Source organism: Rosistilla ulvae (genome assembly GCF_007741475.1).
In the GTDB taxonomy this organism is placed as follows: domain Bacteria; phylum Planctomycetota; class Planctomycetia; order Pirellulales; family Pirellulaceae; genus Rosistilla; species Rosistilla ulvae.
On record NZ_CP036261.1, the window covers coordinates 2,230,635 to 2,250,571 of the forward strand.

The following is a 19,937-nucleotide window of genomic DNA, read 5'->3' on the forward strand; positions in this document are numbered from 1 at the left end:
TCCCAGCACTGCGTGCACCACATCGCGGCGATTTCGGCGGCGCGGCGAGACGTTTCAAGCGCACAACCGTCAGAAACGAGCGTCGGTGCCGGCCGTTTCGCGCTCTGAGGCAAGATTCGGCGGCGGGTGGGGATTACCATAGATGAGGCTTTCTGCTTCGTAATCCCACCCCCGCTGTTGCTCTCCGCTGATGATCTCTCCACTTGCCATCCACCTCGGCTGTCGATCGTTTCAACTTTTCGCCTGCCTGTTCTTCGGCATCGTCTTGGCCGCCCAATCGGCTGTGGCTCGCGAAATTGTGCTGCCCGAGGTGCCAGCGAATTGGCAGACGCTTGCGCAGACCGATCTCGCGGCGCTGCAGGATCAATTGACCTCGGTCTTAGAGGCGCAGTGGGATGCAGTGGAGATCGATGCCGACGACGATGCGGTGTCGCTGCTAGCCAAAGCGGATCAGATCTTTGCACTCAACGCGGCGACGCGGCAACGCATCGATGCGCTCTGGACGTTGAGTGGCCAGATCGGCGCTGCGGCTGATTCGCCCGAGGCTCGTCCGGCGGCTGCGGCTTTCTTGAAGACGATCTCCGCCTGGGTCGATTTCTCTGGACGCCTGCGTTACGCGACGCGCGAACAGACTCGTCAGACGGTGCGGCGTTTGTCGCGTCCCGATGTCGGGCGACTGATCTCTTTGGCGGAGCGTCATCGAGTTGGCATCGTCGCTCCGGCGATTGCATTTGTGTTGGTTCAACCGCCGCCGGGCAGCAGGGCTCGTCCGTTTGATGATGCTACGCGGCGTCATCTGCTTCGATTGATCCAATCGACTCACGAGATCGATGCCACCGCGTCGCTGTACCAATTTTTGCGTTGGCCCCACACGCCCGATTGGCTGCAACTGCATCTATTGAACACGCTGCGATCGATCGGGATTTCTCAAGCCTCTTTGACCGACAGCGATCGGTTGTCTCCGGCAGAGTTGTTGGACGCGGTCCAGCAGATGCCAACTGAAACGCTTTCGGTTGACGATCGCCAACTGCGGATCGACCTGCTGGCGTGGCTCGCCCGCCTGGCCGACAAGGGAGTCAGCGGCCCGACGTTCCGTTGGGGGCCTGTGGAAATTCAAGCCGGCGATTGGGTCTTGCAACGCAATCCATCGCCATACAATCGCTTCACCGATCTTTCCCCCGGCTTGTTCACTCACGTTGGGATCGCGGCGGAAGTAACCGACGAAACGGGAGTCCGCCGGATCGTGATCGTCGATCTTCCCGAAACCGGCACCAAAATCGAAGCCGATACCGCCGACGAATTTGTCTCGACCAGCCTGCACTGGATCGTGTTGCGTCATCGCGATCCCAAGTCGGCGGCGGCGATGGGACGCGTCGCGGCGAAACTGGCTGGTCGAACGTCCGAGTTTGATCTGACCTTTAATACCGCGTTGGTTCACGAGCAACGCGGGATCGTCGATCGCCCCGACGAAGCCGTGCGGACCTATTGCGCTGGATTCTTGGCGTTGTGCGCTCAAGAGGCGGGTGTGTCGTGGGAGCAATTATTTCCGCTGGTCGAACGACCGATCAACGACCGGTGCGGCGAGAACTTGAAATCGCTGGGGCTGACGATGACCGAATTCCTCTCTCCCAGCGGCCCGCTGTTTTCGCCCGATATGCAAATCGTCGGCGCCCGGCCACCGATGTACGCTCCCGACAATCAGATCCGCGAAGCTGTCTACGATCAATTCGCCCGCAGGATCTCCGAACGGAAGTTCCAGATGCACGAGACATCGGCGCAGCGGTTGCGGCAACAGCTAGCCGAACTGAGCAGCGATTACAGCTGGGTTCGGGCGGCGCTCGCCCAAGTCAATGACGTCAGCCCCGCGATGGATCTAGTCGTTGCCGGACGCGTGGCGACGATCGTCGAGAATTTGGATGCGATCGCCGACAAGCAGTCGGAAGCTTTCAGCGATGCGATGACCTTGGTTAGCGGACAACGCGTGCCCGCCAAAGCCTCGGCCGAAGAGGCGGCTCGGTTGACGGAGGTCCTGGCGCAGCTGAAGGCAGACCATCCGCAGTGGTTCGCCGACGCGGCCGCTGGAAAGCTTTCAAGCCGCCAGCTGCAGCAGCTTTTGACGCGGTTTTATGCCGAACAGGGGCAGGCCTCGGTCGACGCGATGTTTTTTCCGGAATCGCCCGCGCCGCAGTAGAAGCGGACATCAGCTCGATTGCCCTGTTTTTTCGGCTCGGATCGGCGGCGATGCAACCGCGACGGCGATTCGGCCGACCCGATAACTTTTCAGTGTCGTAATGCAGACCCGACCGACTCCGTCGATTAGAATGTTTGCTGTCGGTCGGTCGCGAATCGATCGCACGGCCCTTCCCCGCCTCAGCTTCCTCAGCACACTCAAACGCTATGAACAGACGCTTTGCTCGTGCAATCTGCACGCTGGTTTTGACCTATCCATGCATTTCGGGGCTCACCGCGTCGGCACAGTTGCCGGTTGCTGAATTGCCGGAAGAGCGCGAGGTCAAATACAGCACCGACATCTATCCGGTCTTAAAGAAAAACTGCGTCGCCTGTCACAACGCCAGTCGCGATGAGAGCGGTGTGAATTTGGAATCGGTCGAAAAAATGTTGGCCAGCGACAGTGACGAGCTGTTGGTCGCGGGAAAATCGGACACCAGCTGGTTGTTTCTCCTGGCAGCTCACATCGAAGAACCGATCATGCCCCCAGAAGACAACGAAGTCGGCGCGGCACCGCTGAGTCCGATGGAGTTGGCGTTGTTGAAGCGTTGGATCGATCAAGGAGCCAAGGTCGACGTCGCCAATCCGGGCATGGTGAAATACGAGTGGCAAGCGTTGCCCGCCCATTTGCGTACAGTCTACGCATCGACGATGTCGGCCGACGGTCGCCTGGCAGCAGCCAGCTTTGGCAATCAGATCCGCGTTTTTGGAAAAAGCTCGTCGGCGCCGATCGCTGAATTGTCGAGTGTCGACGAAGCGGGCAAGCCGACGCCGCCGCACCTCGATTTCGTCCAAGACCTCGCCTTCTCGCCGGTCGACAACCGTTTGGTCTCGGCCGGTTTCCGAAATGTCAAAACCTGGACTCTGAACCCTCCGCAAGCGATCGCGTTGCCGAGCTTCGATCCGGCAGCCAGTTTGTCGCTGGCGATCGATCGCACCGGAAGTCAGGTTGCCAACTATACCAAGCAGGGAGAAGTGCAAGTTGCGGCGATCGGATCCGATGCGTGGCAGTGGACTCAGAAGATCGCATTGCCCGAGGCGTTTGCTGGCGACGCGGCTCCCGCCGTGGTGACAGCGGTCGCTGCCGACGGCAAGACCGCTGCGATCGCTTGGCAGCAAGAACTGCGGATCGTGAAGTCCGACGCGGCGGAAGCCGTGACGTTGACCTCCGGAAAACCAATCGTTTCGATCGTCTGGGATCGCAACGGGCGTCTGGTCACCGGCGACGAGAGTGGCGGTGTGACGTTCTGGATCGCCGAAGGAGAGTCGTTCAAGCCGGTCACCGAATCGATGGGAGACAAACCGGTATTGCATCTTGTTGTGCCGGTCGAAGGAGCGGCGGTTCTGATGGCTGTCGATGCTGCGGGGAAGATCGCATCGTGGCATGCTGCGGAGACAAAGATCAAAGAAACCAAACAATTGCCTGCGGCGGCGAAGTTTGTTTCGCCAACGCGCGACGGCGCGGGGCTGTGGACGACGCTCGATTCGGGAGTCTTTGGCATGTTTGACATCGCATCGGGCAAGTTGGCCGAATCGCCGAAGTTCGATCCGGTCCAGGCTGAAGCTTACGCTCAAGCGAACTGGACCGTCTTGGTCGGCGAGCGATTGGTCGCCGCGACCGAGGCGGAATTGAAGACCGCGCAGACCAACGAGACCGCTGAGAAGAAGAACCTCACCAATTCGGAAGCCGATGTGGCGGCCAAGGCGAAGGCTCGCGATGAAGCCAAGAAGCCGGCTGAGGATACGAAAAAAGCGGCCGACGCGGCGCAGGCAGCTTTGATAGCCGAACAGGCCAAGCAGAAAGCGATGATGGAGAAGCGAGTCGCTTTGGCGGCGAAGATCAAGCAATTGGATGACGCAGCGCCGGCGATGGTCAAAGAAAAAGAGACGGTCGCGGCGGCGGCAGCCGAGGTCGCGACGAAGATGACCGCGATGCAAGCGGAGATCGCGGCGGTCGAGGCTGAGATGAAAAAGAAGCTCGATGAAATGAAGGCTGCTGCGGCGGCGATTGCAAAACAGAAAGCGGATCAAGAAGCCAAAGTCGCAGCGATCGCGGCGAAGATCGCCGCCGAAGCGGCTGCCAAAACCGCAGCGGCTGCGGAATTGAAGGCGATCCCCGACGATGCCGCTCTGGCTGCGGCGGTCAAGAAAGCTGCAGATGCCGCGGACAAGGCTCAGAAGGATGCTGCGGCGAAAGCCGAGGCGTTGAAGAAGGCCGAGACTGCGGTCTCGCTGTCCGAAGAGTCCAAATCGCGAGCGGCCAAGCGTGCCGCGGAGTCGACTGAAGAAGTCGCTTCGCAAACCAAGCTGGTTGCGGCGGCGAAGGCGGAGCAGGAAGAACGGAAGAAGATGGAAGCGGCTGCGAAAGCGGCTCAAGATCAATCGCTGGCTGCCGACAAGGCGCTGGCGGTTCTGAATGACGGCAAGTTCCTGGTCACTCAATCGAGCGCGTCGGGACAGTGGAATCTGTGGACTGCGGCTGGAGACTGGATCACGGCATTGGACAAGGGAGGCGAGCTTGTCGCCGCCGGATCGCAGAGCGTCTTGATTCGGGGGGACAACGGCAATGTCAAAGCCTATCGCTTGCCTAAGACTCTGTGGGGCCAAGAGCGGATGATCGGTTCGCCCAGCGGCGAGAGTCCGTTTTCCGACCGCGTGCTGACGGTCGACGTCGATTCGACTGGCAAGTGGTTGGTCACTGGCGGCGGGGAACCCTCGCGAAGCGGCGAGGTGCAGATCTGGAATCTAGCCGACGGTTCGCTGGTCCGCACGTTGGATAACCCGCATACCGACACCGTCCTGTGCGCACGCTTCTCTCCCGATGGCAAGACGTTGGCGACCAGCAGCTCGGATCGAATGATCAAATTGTGGGATATCGAGACGGGCGAGTTGCTGAAGACGCTCGAAGGGCACACCCATCACGTCAACTCGATCGCCTGGAACGTTAACAACCGGCAACTCTCCAGCGCATCGGCCGATGCAACCGTCAAGATCTGGGATGTGTCGACGGGGCAGGCGAAGCGAACGATCGGTGGATTGACCGGGGAACTGACCCGACTGGTTTACGTCGGACGCGATGACCGCGTCGGGTTTGTCAGCGGCGACAACCACTTCCGCGTCTATCGCACCGACAATGGCGGCCGCGAGACAAACGCCAAGGTGGCCGAAGGCTATCTGTACGCCTTGGCGTCCAACCGCGACGGGACGCTGTTTGTTCTGGGAGGAGCCGACGGGAATGCCAAGATCGTCGACAAAGCGGGAAAAGAGACGCAGAAGTACGAATGATCGCCGCGTTATAGGTAAACGCAACGGCAGAGCTCATCTCGGGTTCTGCCTGCGAGTACGACGCCGGCGATCACTAGAACTTTCGCGTGACGGAGATTCGTTTCCGCGGGATATCGATCTCCAACACTTTCACTTTGACGACGTCGCCGACCGACACGATATCGCTGGGGTCCTCGACGTAGGTGTCCGATAGCTGGGAGATATGGATCAGCCCGTCTTGATGGACGCCGATGTCGATGAAGGCGCCGAAGTGGGTGACGTTGGTGATCACTCCTTCGAGAACCAATCCCGGTTTGAGATCTTCGATCGCGTTGACGGAATCATCGAACTGCGCGACTTTAAATTCGCTGCGCGGGTCGCGTCCCGGTTTGCCCAGCTCGCTGATGATATCGGCGATCGTGGGGATTCCGACCTTGTTGTCGACAAATTCTTCGGGCTTCAGTTTTTGACTGAGCGTCGCGTTGCCGACCAGCGACTTCGAATCGGATCCCAATCGCTTCGCCATCCGATCGACGATCGGGTAGCTTTCGGGATGGACCGCTGAATTATCCAGCGGCTGTTTGCCATCGCGAATCCGCAAAAAGCCGGCAGCTTGTTCGAACGCCTTCTTCCCCAGCTTCGGCACTTTGGTCAGCTGTTTGCGATCGGTGAAGCGACCGTTGGCGTTGCGATATTCGACGATGTTCTCGGCCAATTTGGGGCCGATCCCAGCGACGTGCGACAGCAGCGGAACGCTAGCCATATTCAGATCGACGCCAACGTTATTGACGCACGATTCGACGACGCGATCCAAACACTTTCGCAGCTGCGATTGATTGACGTCGTGTTGGTATTGGCCGACGCCGATCGATTTGGGATCGGTCTTAACCAATTCGGCCAGCGGATCTTGTAACCGCCGAGCGATGCAGATCGCGCCGCGGACGGTGATGTCGAGGTCGGGAAACTCTTTGCCCGCCAATTCGCTGGCCGAATAGATCGACGCTCCAGATTCGCTGACCATGACCTTCGTCACCGCCAAATTATGTTTTTTGATCAGGTCGCCGACAAAGGCGTCGGTCTCGCGCGACGCCGTTCCGTTGCCGATCGCGATCAATTCGACGTCAAGTTTCTGGATCAGTTTCAGCAGCGTTGCCCCGGCGCCGGCCAGGTCGCTCTTGGGAGGCGTGGGGTAGATCGTCGTGTTCGTCAGGAATTTGCCCGTCCCGTCGACGACAGCGACTTTGCATCCGGTGCGGAATCCGGGATCGATCCCGATCGTCACGCGGGGACCCGCCGGAGGCGACATCAACAGTTCGTGAAGGTTCTTGCCAAAGACGGCGATCGCTTCTTCATCGGCTTGTTGTTTCAGCGTTTGCAGAACGCTCGATTCGGTAGCCGGCATCAGCAGGCGTTGGTAGCAGTCGTCGACCGTCGCCAGTAGTTCTTTTTGAAACGGTGATTGGCGGCCGGGGACCAGTTTGGGTTTCAGGTCGCGAAGCAGATGGTCGTCGTCAAGTTCGACTCCGATCCGCAGAACGCCTTCGGAATCGCCTCGCATCATCGCCAACAGACGGTGCGAAGGGATCTTCTTGGCCGGTTCGCGATGGTCGGTGTACTGTTCGAACTTGTCGGCCTGGTCCTTCTTGCCGCGGCGGACCTGCGACGTAATCCGGCCGGTGGCAAACGCCTGCTTGGTCATCCAGGTGCGGGTCTCGGCGTTTTCGGACCACTGTTCGGCGACGATATCCAACGCCCCTTGCAGTGCGGCTTCGCGATCGGGGACCTCGAGTTCCGCGTTGACAAACTCCGCCAAGATTTCATCTTTGGACTTCTTCGACGCCGACGGATCGAGCAGCAGATCGGCCAGCGGTTGCAGCCCCTTCTGTCTGGCGACGGTCGCTCGCGTGCGACGTTTTGGCTTGTAGGGAAGGTACAAAATTTCGAGCGTTTGCAAGTCGTTGCACGCTTCGATTTGCCGACGCAGCGCCGCGGTCAGCTTTCCCTGTTCGTCGATCGTCTTCAGAACTGTCGCTTTTCGCGAGGCCAACGCCATCGCTTTTTCCAAAGCGTCTTCGATCGCTCGCAGCGCGACTTCGTCCAGCCCGCCGGTCGCCTCTTTGCGATACCGAGCGATAAACGGGATCGTATTGCCTTCGTCCAACAGGTCGACAGCCGCTTCGATCTGCCGGGGGGGAACGTTCAACTCCGCAGCGATTGCCTGAATCGTTTGCTTGCGATCAAATGCCACTTCGTTTTTTGCTGCCATTCGGATTATCGTTCGATGAAGGATGCGGAGGCAAATTATGGAGGACTGGCCGGAAAGGAACACCGTATCGGCTACTATACGCCTGATGCGTACGATAGTCGCCTCTTTCCCAACCCCACGAGACGGAACCCGACGGTCCGGGTTGCGTGGAAATGGTCAAAATGCGTTGGGTGGGGTGAGTGCCCGTCAAGTCAAAGTCTGATATATTCTCATCTCATTAATTGCGTCAAGCACAGTCTGCTGTTTGGTGTGCATTCGAGCTGAGCCTTTTGGTTTTGGAGACACAATGCGTAATACAATTGCGCTGATTTTAGGTGGTGGCCGCGGAACACGTCTATTTCCGCTTACCAAGATTCGTGCGAAACCCGCCGTTCCCTTGGCTGCGAAGTACCGCCTGATCGATATTCCGATCAGCAACTGCATCAGCAGTGGCGTGAACAAGATCTATTGCCTGACACAGTTCTTGTCGGTAAGTCTGCACCGTCATATTCGGCAGACTTATTCGTTCGATAACTTCAACGGCGGTTTCGTCGAGTTGTTGGCGGCACAGCAGACCGAGGGCTCTGGAGAGGACTGGTATGAGGGCACCGCCGACGCGGTCCGCAAGAACCTCAGCTACATCCAACAGGACTTCGTCGAGCATGTGTTGATCCTGTCGGGCGATCAATTGTATCGCATGGATTACGGCGACATGATGAAGACGCACATCGAATCGGGAGCCGACGTGACGATCGCGGGCATTCCCGTTTCCCGCGACGACGCGCACGCTTTGGGAGTGATGCGTGTCGACGATTCGGGGCGCGTTGTCGGGTTCCTTGAGAAACCGCAGACGCCCGAAGAGATCGACATGGTCAAGATGGATCCGGCGTGGCTCGACAAACAAGGTATTCCCAGCCATGGCCGCGATTGCGTTGCCAGCATGGGCTTGTACATCTTCAATCGCGACACGCTTGTCGATTTCCTGCAAAAGACGCAGTACCAGGATTTTGGTCGCGAAGTCTTCCCTGCCGCGATTCGATCGCGGAAGGTTCAATTGCACCTGTTCGATGGGTACTGGGAAGATATCGGAACGATCAAGGCGTTTTACGAATGCAATCTGAGTTTGGCTCAGCGTACCCCGCCTTATAACTTCAACGATTCGGAGTCGCCGGTTTACAGCCGCCCTCGTTTCTTGCCGCCAACCTTCATGGAAGGCGCTCAAGTGACGGGCAGTCTGATCGCCGACGGTTGCCGCATCGAAAAAGGTGCTGTGATCGAAAACAGTGTCGTTGGTTTGCGTTGTATTATCGGTGAAGGCGTTGTCATTAAAGACAGCATCATCATGGGTGCCGACGATTACGAGAGCTCCACCCGCCAACAAACCGCTGCGTCTCAGGGCAAACCGCCCGTCGGAATCGGTGCTGGCAGCGTGGTTCAGGGTGCGATCCTGGACAAAAATTGCCGCGTCGGCAAAAACGTGCGGATCGTCAACGATGCGAACGTTCAAGAGAGCGACACGCACGAAGAGTGCCCGGTCCGCGACGGGATTCCGATCGTCTGCAAAAACGCATCGCTCCCCGACGGTTGGAAGCTATCGTAAAGAGTCTGCGACGATGTCTTTGATTGAGCAACTGTTAGCCAATGCAGTCGAACATCCCGCTGCCTTGGCTTGGATCGACGCGTTTGATCACGCGTCGGCCCGCTCCTTCAGCTGGTCGGACATCGGCATTCAAACACTCCAGGCCGCCGAGCGTATGGCGGCCTGGGGAATCTCCCCCGGCCAGCATGTCGCGATCCTGTGCGACAACAGCCGTCAGTTGGTTGTCCTGCTGGGAGCACTGCGGTTAGTCGGTCTCTATTCCGACGACGATCATCCGCCACGCAGCGCCGTCGATATCGTGATCGATGTGCGGTTGCCCGATTCTCACGTCGCGCGGTTGATCGAACATTGCGACGCTCGGTTTGTCTTGATCGGCTCGACGCATGGCGACAGGTCGATCCCCATGCCCGCCGATTGCCGCGCGATCGCCGTCGATACGATCTGTTCCCCGAATCAGGCCACTGTGGAAGACGCCGCGACGCTTCAGCGCGCCGCCGACTGGGCGGCCAATCTCGACCCGACACAGACCGAAGCGATCATGTACACGTCGGGAACAACCGCCGATGCCAAAGGCGTTGTTCTGTCGCACGGCAACCTCGCCAGCAACGCCGCTGGAAAACTAGCCGCCGTGCCGCAGCAACCCGACGACCGGCGGCTGACGCTGTTGCCAATCTCCCACGCCTATGCCCGCACCTGCGACGTGGGGACTTGGATTCTCAGCCGATCGGTGCTCGCTGCCGACAACGGGTACCAGGGACTTTTGCGTTTGGCGCCGGTGGTTCGGCCGACCGCGATGAACTTGGTTCCGCATCTTGCCGAAAAGATTGCTCACGTCGCGCGAGCTGCTGAAACGCCACAGCAAGGACTCGCCAGCCTGGGGCTGGATCGGTTGCGGCTGTTGGGATGTGGCGGCGCCGCGATGCCCCCGGGAACCTTTAAGGACTACAGCGACTGGGGAATCACTGTCATTCAAGGTTACGGCCTGACCGAATCCTCTCCCGTGATCTGCTCGGCGACTCCCCAGGATGCCGCCCCCGGCGTCGTCGGTCGCCCGGTCGCTGGCGTGCAACTGAAACTGGACGCTCGCGGCCAGATCCTCTGCCGCGGCACGGGGCTCGCAAAAACTTATTACAAGCAAGACGCTGCGATGGCCGCGCGGATGGATGATGGTTGGCTGCAGACCGGCGACTTGGGACGCCTGGACGCGGAGGGACGCTTGCAAGTCCTCGGCCGGATCGACGACCTGATCGTGCTCAGCACGGGACGGAAGGTGATGCCGGCGGAGATCGAATCGCGGATCTGCCAATTGCCAGGGATCACGCATGCGATCGTATCGGGAAATGGCCAGCCGGTTTTGACGGCTTGGATCGCGACCGAATCCGCTTCGTTGACCGAAGCCGCCGCGGTCCGGTGGCGAGAAAAAATTGCCGACCGATTGAGCGATCTGCCGACGCATGCGATCCCGCGCGTCGTCCGAGCGATCGACGTTCCGTTGGCGGTCGAGAGTGGAACATTGACGGCCAAGGGGACCGTTCGCCGCAGCGTCGTGATGTCGCATTTTGAACCCGTGTAGAGTCAAATCCGATGGAGCCTGTCATTTCAACTGCCGCAACCGATTCGTCTACGGCCGAACTCGCAACGCCCCGCCTGCCCATAGGACGACGGTTGTGGGAGGTGTCGCTGTTGATGTTGTTGTTTTTTGTGCACGCGGGCGACCCGCCGCCGGGAATCAACGAAGCGCATTATTTGACGAAAGCGAAGAACTACTGGGATCCCGCTTGGTGCGCCGGCGACATGTTTGTCACGTCGGGCAAAGCCCATCTGATGTTCTACCTGACCGTTGGATGGTTGACCAAGTTCACGTCGCTGTCAGCCACCGCTTGGATCGGCCGGGTCCTTGGTTGGACGATGATCGCGTGCGCGTTGCAGCGATTGTCGTGGTCGATCGCTCCGGTGCGGTATGCCAGTTTGTTGGTCGGACTAGTCTGGATCGTTGGTATCGCAAAAGCGCATCTGGCGGGCGAGTGGGTAATTGGCGGGATCGAAGCGAAGGTCTTTGCCTACGGTTTTGTGCTGTTTGCGATGGAGGCGATGGTTCGTCAGCGATGGTGGATGGTCTGGCCTTTGTTGGGTGCTGCCAGCGCGTTCCACGTCCTGGTCGGCGGTTGGTCGGTCATCGCGGCGATGGTCGCGTTGTTGGCGACGCGGCCATGGACGCTTGCCGAAGTCCGACGCCAGGTGATTCCGTTGGTGATCGGCGGCGCGATCGCGATGTTAGGCGTGGCGCCTGGGATGGCGACGATGCAAGGCGTCGACCCGGCCGATGCAAAGCAGGCGGCGTCGATCTACACCTATCAACGGATCTCGCATCATCTGTACCCAGCCAGTTTTTCCCCGCGGCGTTACATCGGTCATCTGTTGCTGATCGCCATCACGATTGGACTGGCTTGGCCGCTGCGACGCGATCCGGTGCTGCGACCTTTGTTGTGGTTCGCTGTCGGTGCGGTCTCGATCACGGTGGCGGGAATGTTTGTCGCGATGTTGCCCGCGGTCGCTCCCGACCTGGCGGCCAGTCTGCTTCGCTACTATTGGTTCCGATTGACCGATTCGATTGTTCCGCTGACCGCTGGCTTGTGTCTGGCGGCAGCGTTGGCGAGGCCCCAGGTCTCTCGAGCAGTTGCGTTGCGAACCGGGATTGTGGCGGTCTTCTGTATGCTGGTCTTCAGCAGAATGTTTTTGGAGCGTCAGCGGGCGGTAATGCCCGATGCGTGCCGACAGTCGTTGACCAGCTTTGGTGACCACCGGTCGCCAGAGTATCAGATGCGGATCTATTCCGATTGGCGCAAGGTTTGCGATTGGGTGCGGGACAACACGCCGCCGGATGCTGTGTTTCTGAGCCCTCGCCATCAACAGACCTTCAAATGGTTTGCCGAGCGGGCCGAAGTGGTGAATTGGAAGGACGTCCCGCAAGACGCGCCGAGCTTGATCGAGTGGAAGCGGCGGATGGCGGAGATCTTTCCGCGGCGATTGGGCGGTGCACGGGTGACGATCCGCTACGACCAGCTGAGAGAATTTCGCGAGCGCTATAAAACCGAATACATGATCGTCGACCGTCGGTTGAGTCCGGGAAACCTTCCGCTGGTGATGATCTACCCGACCGGCAGCGAAGAGAACGCGACCTATCGCGTCTACCGATTGCCCGAGGTGGTGGAAGCCCGCTGACCATCCAGGCCAGCAATGGGGCAGATCCAAACCGCCAGCCGATGAATTTGCTACTTTGCGGATGATTAAGATCTGTTACACTGCCCATCGATACCCACCTTATCCCGCCTTTCCCCCTGCCTTGGGAGACACCTGTTTTGCACCGTTCGATCATCACCTCCGCGTTTCTTTTGATTCTGGCCCTGACCGGGTGTAGCACGAAACCCGCGGCAGATTCCGCTGGCGGCGAGCCCGATGCGGCAGCGACCGCCGCGGCGGAGCCGAAGCCTGCGCCGACACCGAAGGACGATCCCGAAGCGGTTGCGGCGATTATGAACGTGACCGAAAAGGTACGCCGCGATGGCGATGGTTTGATCATCGAAGTCGATTATCGTGGCACGTCGGTCGCCGACGCCGATCTGGCTCCGCTGACCAAGCTGCCGCGGCTGCGTTCGGTGCTGCTGCTTGGAACGCCGATCACCGGTGAAGCCTTGACGACGTTGGCGCAGATCGAATCGTTGGAGAACCTGGATCTCCGCGATACAGCGGTCGACGATTCCAGTTTGGAACACTTGGTCGGACACAGGCGACTCAAAGCTCTGCGACTGTCGGGCAAGAGCGGCGATTGTTCGGTCGGCGACGACGGGATGGCTCACGTCGCTCAGATCCCGAACCTGAAGGTCCTGGCACTCGACTTCTTGTGGGTCAGTGAAGATGGGCTCGACGCGTTGGCTCCGCTACAACAACTGCAGGAGATCTACCTCGCCGAAACGACGATCGGGAACGAAGCGATCGCCAAACTGGCTCAATTCCCTCAGCTGAAGAAGGTTCGTTTGGCCCGCAACCAGATCGATGCCTCGGGATTGGCTGACATGCCAAAACTGACCAACCTGGAAGAACTCGATCTCAGCGAATGTTCGCAGATCTTGGACGACGCGATGCCGCCGCTGGGAGAATTGACCAAGCTGAAGAAGCTGAACCTGTGGCGTGTGAACCTGACCGATGCGGGGATCGAACCGCTCAATACGCTCGTGAATATGGAATGGTTGAACCTCGACAACACGCGTCTTACCGACGCGGGGATGCCGTACTTGAGCGGAATGTCGAAGCTTTTATTTCTGCATCTCGGTTCGACCTTGATCACCGATGCGGGGCTGGATCCGTTGAAGAATCTCAAGTCGCTCGAAGACTTGAAGGTTACCCGGACCGCAGTCACTCAAGAGGGCGTCGACGCGCTCAAGCCATCGCTGCCCAATACCGATATCCAGCTGCGATATCTGGGCGACCAATAATCCGAACGTGCTGAGTTTCTTAAGCCGTGAGATGCTATCTCGCGGTTGCTTCGACGCGCAGAGAATTGCTCAGGCGTGGTCTATCGTATTGCCTTGTTGGTTCTGTGAGAGGCCTTATGCTGGGAACTTAAGGACTCTCACGGAGGCACGGAGGCACGAAGGCGCGGAGCAAAAACGGAATGAGATCGGCCGCGAGAAGATAAAACGGTGTCCGGACCAATGCTGTTCGCTTCGTACTAGTATTGCCACCGCACTGAAACGATCCAACGTCATCGCTAAATTTCGTTTAACCGCATGCCCAGAGGGCTGTGCGTCGCAGGCCCTGGTGTCGGCCGGCGTTCGCAGGCGGAAGCCTGATAAGCTTGTATCAACACAATGCGCTGAAAGTGTTTGGCCTGAGTGGTTAGCAGCGACCAAGCGATCAATCCGATTGCAAACCTCCGCCAGTCTTTGAACAACATCCGGCTCATGCTGAAGGATATCGTGATGCATCAAGTTTTCTCTTGGTTTCTGGTCGCCACTGTTCTAATGACGTCCGTCCAAGCAGACGACGTCGTGCCGCCAACGCCTGAAGAACTTCTTGCGCTCACGGCGGAAGCCTCAACCCAATTGCAGCACGCTCACGCGATGGGGGCGATGGAGATCGCGCCGGTGCATCTGCCGACGGATTCCGCAGGTGACTGCAATCACCTGGGCTGGCCCATTGCGACGATGACCGGCGAGACCATCGTGGTCATGCATCGCCGAATTCCAGGTCACAAGGCCAAGGGGGCGGGCAGCCCGAGTCCGGAGATGTCTTATGGCATTGTGCTGCGAAGCGATGATGGTGGAAAGACATGGTCGCCGCCATATGACTTACGCGATTGCATGGCTCCGGAAGATCGTTTGCGGGGAGGCGTTGTGCCGTTGTCGCACCGAGCCAAATTTGACAAGACCAACAAGTCAACGCTTGGGTACAAGGTTCATCTGCATGCGATTGGCACAACCCGCGACGGAGCGGTTGTGGCCATCAATAACCATGGTGTGTTCCGATCCGACGATCAGGGACGCACGTGGAAACATTTTCCGAAAGCGTTACGCGACGACAATTTTCCACACGAGATCGTGAACCTCGGGCCTCGAATTCTGGATCATCCCCAGCGCGGGCTGATGGCATTCGGCAACTGGTTCGGAGAAGCCAATACATACCACAAGCTCAGCAACAAATTGGTGACGCTGGCGTCCGCAGATGGAGGAGCCAACTGGTCGGTTGAAGAACAGGAGGTTGGGTTTCCCCAGTACGAACCGTCGGTCCTGATGCACGAAGACCGCTTCCTGTCGGTTACCCGCGACCAGACACAGGTCCGAGCCCACAAGCAAATGGACTGGTCAACGAACAGCCCACCCACGATCGTGAACACCAATCTGAAAGACCCACGACTGGTCGACACGGTCGACTTCAGCTTCAATCCGGTCACGAAGCGATTCGAAATGGTGCGATCCGAACGGCATCGGATGGAACTATGGCTCTGGAGCATGGCTCCAGACGCTTGGGGGACCGGGAATTGGCGACGCGAATGTCGCCTGCTGGCCAGAGAGGGAGCGTTTTATTCAACGGCTGACGGCTTTCATCCGGCCGGAGCTGTGGTTGATGTCAAACGCGGCGTGCAGCACGTGTTCATCTATGCCGGCCATCCCAACGGTCCGGCTGGCGTTTTTCAAATCACTCGCACCTTGGATACTCCGAGGCTGAAAACCGTGCTCAACACGACGCCTACGGTTCGCACGCCCGCGACGTTAACCGAAGGCGGGATTGTGATGACCTTCGACGACCGCAACTTCAACGACTGGGTGAAGGCTCTGCCGTTGTTCGATGAATTTGGCGTCAAAGCGACATTCTTCATCAGTGGAGAGATTGACGGCCCCGCGCGGCGAGCCATCCAGCAACTCACCGATCGTGGACATGCCATTGGATCTCACAGTGTCAATCACTTGAGAGCGGTTGAGTACTTTGAGACGAAATCGTCGGAAGCGTTTATGCAACGCGAAATCGATCCGCAGATGAAAGCGTTCAAGGCAGCCGGCGTTGCGCCGGTGTCGTTTGCGTACCCCATGAGTCGCAACAACGCCGCGACCGACGCGGCGCTGCTGAAAGTGTTTCGGCACCTGCGGACGGGCAAAGGAATTGCTGCGGACAAACGACTCCGCGAAGACGACGCCTTTTTTGTTCCAGCTGCGGAGATCGGGGAACACGGGACCCTGTACGGCAAGGGAATCGACTATGCTCCATTGCGTCCCGACCGCACTTACGAACAGCTTGACGGAGCGCTTCAGCGGGCTGCGGAGAACCGAGAAATCATCGTGTTATACGCACACCGGATCAGCGAATCGGGCAGAGGCCATTTTGTAACTCCCGAAGCACTCACTCACGTCTTCCGCAAAGCGAATGAACTGGGACTACGGTTCTACACGTTTGACGAACTTCCGTAGCATCGGATTTGACTTTCGGAGTTTGCCGCGCGTCCTACCAGCCAAAGACTGAAACAGTGGGCAGCCGGGACGCTATTTCTGCGTTATGGCCCAGCACCGTGGCATCCGCGAGAATCAGACTGTGGTCAACGTGAGTGATGGGGCTGGCGATCACAACAACGAAAGTCACACCGCATCGAACAGCGCGAGGCAACGTTTGCCGATCGGGTCTCGCACGCTTTTTCACGATCGGTGATTTGTTCGAAGCGGCGCACTCTATAGACTAAGATGCGGTCGATCGGCTAAACTGGGGAGCGAAAAGGTGTTCGGATCAGCAAAACTGTCCGACACCTTTTTACGTTTCCAGCCTGTGCGTTTCGCCGCTGGGACAAACGGGAAGATCCGCCGTGGCTATTCCGGCGGCAACATAAATCGACACGGCGTTAACACGGACAGACGATGGAATCCATGAAGGACAACACACCCGATCCCACATCACCGGCAAGCAACTCTCTGGCAAACAACGTGTTTCGAGATTTGTCAGCATCGTTAGTTGTTTTTCTCGTCGCCTTGCCGTTGTGTCTTGGCATCGCCCTGGCCTCCGGAGCGCCACTGTTTTCTGGAATTGTCGCCGGTATCGTTGGCGGGATTGTGGTTGGCGCCCTGAGCGGTTCGCATACAAGCGTGAGTGGTCCTGCGGCAGGTCTGACCGCCGTGGTCGCCGCGCAGATTGCAAACCTGGGGGCCTTTGATGCGTTGTTGCTTGCTGTCGTTATCGGTGGAGTGATTCAGATCGGGCTTGGGATCGCCAAAGCGGGAGCGCTATCGGCCTTCTTCCCGTCCAGTGTCATTAAAGGACTGTTGGCCGCGATCGGAGTGATCCTGATTCTCAAGCAGCTTCCCCACTTGCTTGGCCACGACAATGATCCCGAAGGTGAGATGTCGTTTTCGCAGCCAGACCACGAAAATACCTTTTCGGAGATCGCAACGATCTTCCAGGGCGAGGTGCACTTCGGTGCGGCCGTTGTCGGGTTCTCATCGCTTGCGTTGATGGTGCTTTGGGCGCGAATGAAAGTACTCAAAAATTCAGGCATTCCCGCCCCGCTTGTTGTCGTGTTGGTCGGGGTGGCGTTCCAGTTCATGTTGTCGCGGTTTGGCAGCGGATGGTCGATTGACACAAGCCACTTGGTGCAGATTCCGATTGCCAAAAGTCTCTCGGAGTTTGGCAGTTTTCTGACGTTCCCCGACTTCTCTCAGTGGGCGAATCCGGCGGTCTATGTGGCCGGTGTGACCATTGCCATGGTCGCCTCTTTGGAAACGCTGCTCAATCTCGAAGCCGCAGATAAACTGGACCCGCGTCGCCGCAATTCTCCCGGCAGCCGAGAGTTGTGGGCGCAAGGGGTGGGAAATATGGTTGCCGGATTCATCGGTGGTATCCCGGTGACCTCGGTCGTTGTCCGCAGTTCGGTCAACATCAACGCGGGGGCGGCTTCCAAGCTCTCTGCAATCCTGCACGGTGTTTTGTTGCTGGTTTGCGTTGGGCTGTTTCCCGTCTATCTCAACATGGTTCCGTTGGCGGCGCTGGCAGCCATCTTGATCTACACCGGGTCGAAATTGGCGAGCCCCAAGTTGTTCAGCGACATGTGGAAACAGGGCCGATATCAGTTTGCACCGTTCATCATCACCGTCGTCGCCATCATCTTCAGCGATCTGCTGATTGGAATTTTGATTGGGTTGGCTGTCAGTGTCCTATTTATTCTGAACAGCAATTTGCGACGTCCGATTCGTCGCGTCGTCGAGCCGCACATCGACGGCGACGTCGTGCATGTCGAACTGGCGAATCAAGTGAGCTTTCTGAATCGTGCGGCACTGGACACGATGTTCAATCAAGCGAAGCCAGGGTCGAAGATGCTTCTGGACGCGTCGGAGTCCGACTACATTGATCCCGATGTCTTGAGTTTGATCCGGGAATTCAAAGAGGAAACCGGTCCGACCCGCGGCGTGAGTGTCCGCTTGCGAGGTTTCCGAGACAAGTACGCTCTGCCCGATGAAACTCAGTTCGCCGACTTCTCACCCGGAGCCGTCCAAGATCGCCTGACTCCAACGCAAGTGCTTGAAATCCTTGCCGAAGGTAACAAGCGGTTTCATACGGATCGTCGAATTTCACGTGGCTACGGTCGGCCAATCGACACAACCGCCGGTGGGCAAAGCCCGCTTGCGGCAGTTCTCAATTGTATCGATTCACGCGTTCCAGCCGAGCTGGTCTTCGATCTCGGCGTCTGCGACATCTTCAGCGTCCGTGTGGCCGGAAATGTCATCGGCACCAATTCGCTGGGTAGTCTCGAATACGCCGCTACCGTTGCGGGGGCCAAGTTGATTCTCGTCATGGGGCACACGCGATGCGGCGCCGTCGCGTCGTCGGTGAACCTCTTGGAAGCACAAAAAGATGCCGACCAGGATAACGGCCGTCCGCACCTGCATGCGATCGTCTCTGAAATCCAAGAGTCGGTGGAAGGGGATGAATGTCGAGGCGTCGCGACGATGCAACCCGCAGCCAAGGATGATTTTGTCGATCGGATTGCCAAGAAGAATGTCGAGCGGACGGTTCGCGAAATCGTGACTCGCAGCCACGCGATCCGCAGCGCCGTCGATGCTGGCGACCTAATAGTCGTCGGCGCGATGTACGATGTGAAAACGGGCGTCGTTTCGTTTTTGACCGCCGACACGGTCTCGACCAGCCCCACGTAGAAACCCTAAACCGTCAGACAGCACTGAGCGTTGGTCCCGAAAAAACGCCGCGATTAGCTCGTAGGATGGCGGTCGGTACGGCAATAAAAGAGAGTGGTCAAGATGAGGCCCAAGTCGTTTGAACTCATGCGGACTCCAAGAAACCCGCACCAAAATCGTCTTGCCACAACTGGTTACGCCTAACTACGTGCCATTCAGCCCTGCCCCTTCAAGCCTCCGTGAGGGGCCTGATGGTGGACTCTCACGGAGGCACGAAGGCACGGAGCTTGGCGATATTTGAACAGCCGCGAAGGTAAAACGGTGTCAGGACCAATGCTGTGTGCTTTTACTAGCACGAAGCGCGAGCGAGTGAAATCATGAGCGTCGATTCGAATCACTCGCTTGCGCTTCGTGCTAGTATTTCCGCCGCACTGGAACGATTGAGTGTCATCCCACAATTCGTTTAACCGCGTGCCCAGCGGGCCGCGCGGTAGAGCCCTGGACGAGCGGCGCGTTGCCAATCGAATGAATGTTTGGGATGGAGACCTCTTCGGCCCCTCTGTGTCTTCGTGCCTCCGTGAGAGGCCTCGTACTGGGACCCGAAAGGCTCTCACGGAGGCACGAAGGCACGGAGCATTGACGATATGTGAACAGCCGCGAAGGTAAAACGGTGTCGGGACCAATGCTGTGTGCTTCTACTAGCACGACGCGCAAGCGAGTGAAATCATGAGCGTCGATTCGAATCACTCGCTTGCGCTTCGTGCTAGTATGGGCAGCGCGTAGAACGATCGTGTGTCATCCCACAATTTCGTTTAACCGCGTGCCCAGCGGGCCGCGCTGGAGCCCTGGACGAGCGGCGCGTTACCAATCGAATGAGTTTTTGGGAGAGGTGCCTCATTCTGTCCCTCTGTGTCTTCGTGCCTCCGTGAGA

At 58.4% G+C, this 19,937-nt stretch carries 9 protein-coding genes; 8 read left to right on the forward strand and 1 reads right to left on the reverse strand.

The window, feature by feature from the left end; translation table 11 throughout:
• The first annotated feature begins 190 nt into the window (after positions 1-190).
• Together EC9_RS08110 and EC9_RS08115 are read left to right on the forward strand one after the other, a co-directional pair.
• Positions 191-2,191, forward strand: a complete 2,001-nt coding sequence (locus EC9_RS08110) for a hypothetical protein (protein ID WP_145343924.1) — start codon at positions 191-193, stop codon at positions 2,189-2,191.
• A gap of 206 nt (positions 2,192-2,397) precedes the next feature.
• Positions 2,398-5,514, forward strand: coding sequence for a WD40 repeat domain-containing protein (locus tag EC9_RS08115; protein ID WP_145343926.1), 3,117 nt, complete (start codon positions 2,398-2,400; stop codon positions 5,512-5,514).
• A gap of 73 nt (positions 5,515-5,587) precedes the next feature.
• Here EC9_RS08115 and EC9_RS08120 read toward each other — a convergent pair whose 3' ends face one another.
• Positions 5,588-7,759, reverse strand: coding sequence for a Tex family protein (locus EC9_RS08120; RefSeq protein ID WP_246106017.1), 2,172 nt, complete (start codon positions 7,757-7,759; stop codon positions 5,588-5,590).
• 286 nt (positions 7,760-8,045) lie between these two features.
• Between EC9_RS08120 and EC9_RS08125 the strand changes: the two genes are divergently transcribed.
• The 6 genes from EC9_RS08125 to EC9_RS08150 all read left to right on the forward strand — a co-directional run bounded on the left by EC9_RS08125 (position 8,046) and on the right by EC9_RS08150 (position 19,027).
• On the forward strand, positions 8,046-9,338 hold the full coding sequence (locus EC9_RS08125) for a glucose-1-phosphate adenylyltransferase (protein WP_145343928.1): 1,293 nt from the start codon (positions 8,046-8,048) through the stop codon (positions 9,336-9,338).
• 13 nt (positions 9,339-9,351) lie between these two features.
• Complete coding sequence (locus tag EC9_RS08130) at positions 9,352-10,911, forward strand: AMP-binding protein (protein WP_218934673.1); 1,560 nt, start codon at positions 9,352-9,354, stop codon at positions 10,909-10,911.
• Positions 10,912-11,024: 113 nt separating this feature from the next.
• A complete protein-coding gene (locus EC9_RS08135) occupies positions 11,025-12,560 on the forward strand; it encodes a DUF6798 domain-containing protein (RefSeq protein WP_218934674.1) in 1,536 nt (511 codons plus the stop codon).
• Between the two features lie 137 nt (positions 12,561-12,697).
• On the forward strand, positions 12,698-13,831 hold the full coding sequence (locus EC9_RS08140) for a leucine-rich repeat domain-containing protein (RefSeq protein ID WP_246106018.1): 1,134 nt from the start codon (positions 12,698-12,700) through the stop codon (positions 13,829-13,831).
• Between the two features lie 486 nt (positions 13,832-14,317).
• A complete protein-coding gene (locus tag EC9_RS26905) occupies positions 14,318-16,300 on the forward strand; it encodes a polysaccharide deacetylase family protein (RefSeq protein WP_246106019.1) in 1,983 nt (660 codons plus the stop codon).
• A gap of 447 nt (positions 16,301-16,747) precedes the next feature.
• Positions 16,748-19,027, forward strand: coding sequence for a bifunctional SulP family inorganic anion transporter/carbonic anhydrase (locus tag EC9_RS08150; protein ID WP_145343936.1), 2,280 nt, complete (start codon positions 16,748-16,750; stop codon positions 19,025-19,027).
• Positions 19,028-19,937: the final 910 nt, after the last annotated feature.

Coding starts and splice junctions, on each gene's coding strand:
- EC9_RS08110 (WP_145343924.1), top strand. CDS start 191: ATGATCTCTCCACTTGCCATCCACCTCGGCTGTCGATCGTTTCAACTT.
- EC9_RS08115 (WP_145343926.1), top strand. CDS start 2,398: ATGAACAGACGCTTTGCTCGTGCAATCTGCACGCTGGTTTTGACCTAT.
- EC9_RS08120 (WP_246106017.1), bottom strand. CDS start 7,759: ATGGCAGCAAAAAACGAAGTGGCATTTGATCGCAAGCAAACGATTCAG.
- EC9_RS08125 (WP_145343928.1), top strand. CDS start 8,046: ATGCGTAATACAATTGCGCTGATTTTAGGTGGTGGCCGCGGAACACGT.
- EC9_RS08130 (WP_218934673.1), top strand. CDS start 9,352: ATGTCTTTGATTGAGCAACTGTTAGCCAATGCAGTCGAACATCCCGCT.
- EC9_RS08135 (WP_218934674.1), top strand. CDS start 11,025: ATGTTGTTGTTTTTTGTGCACGCGGGCGACCCGCCGCCGGGAATCAAC.
- EC9_RS26905 (WP_246106019.1), top strand. CDS start 14,318: ATGCATCAAGTTTTCTCTTGGTTTCTGGTCGCCACTGTTCTAATGACG.
- EC9_RS08150 (WP_145343936.1), top strand. CDS start 16,748: ATGAAGGACAACACACCCGATCCCACATCACCGGCAAGCAACTCTCTG.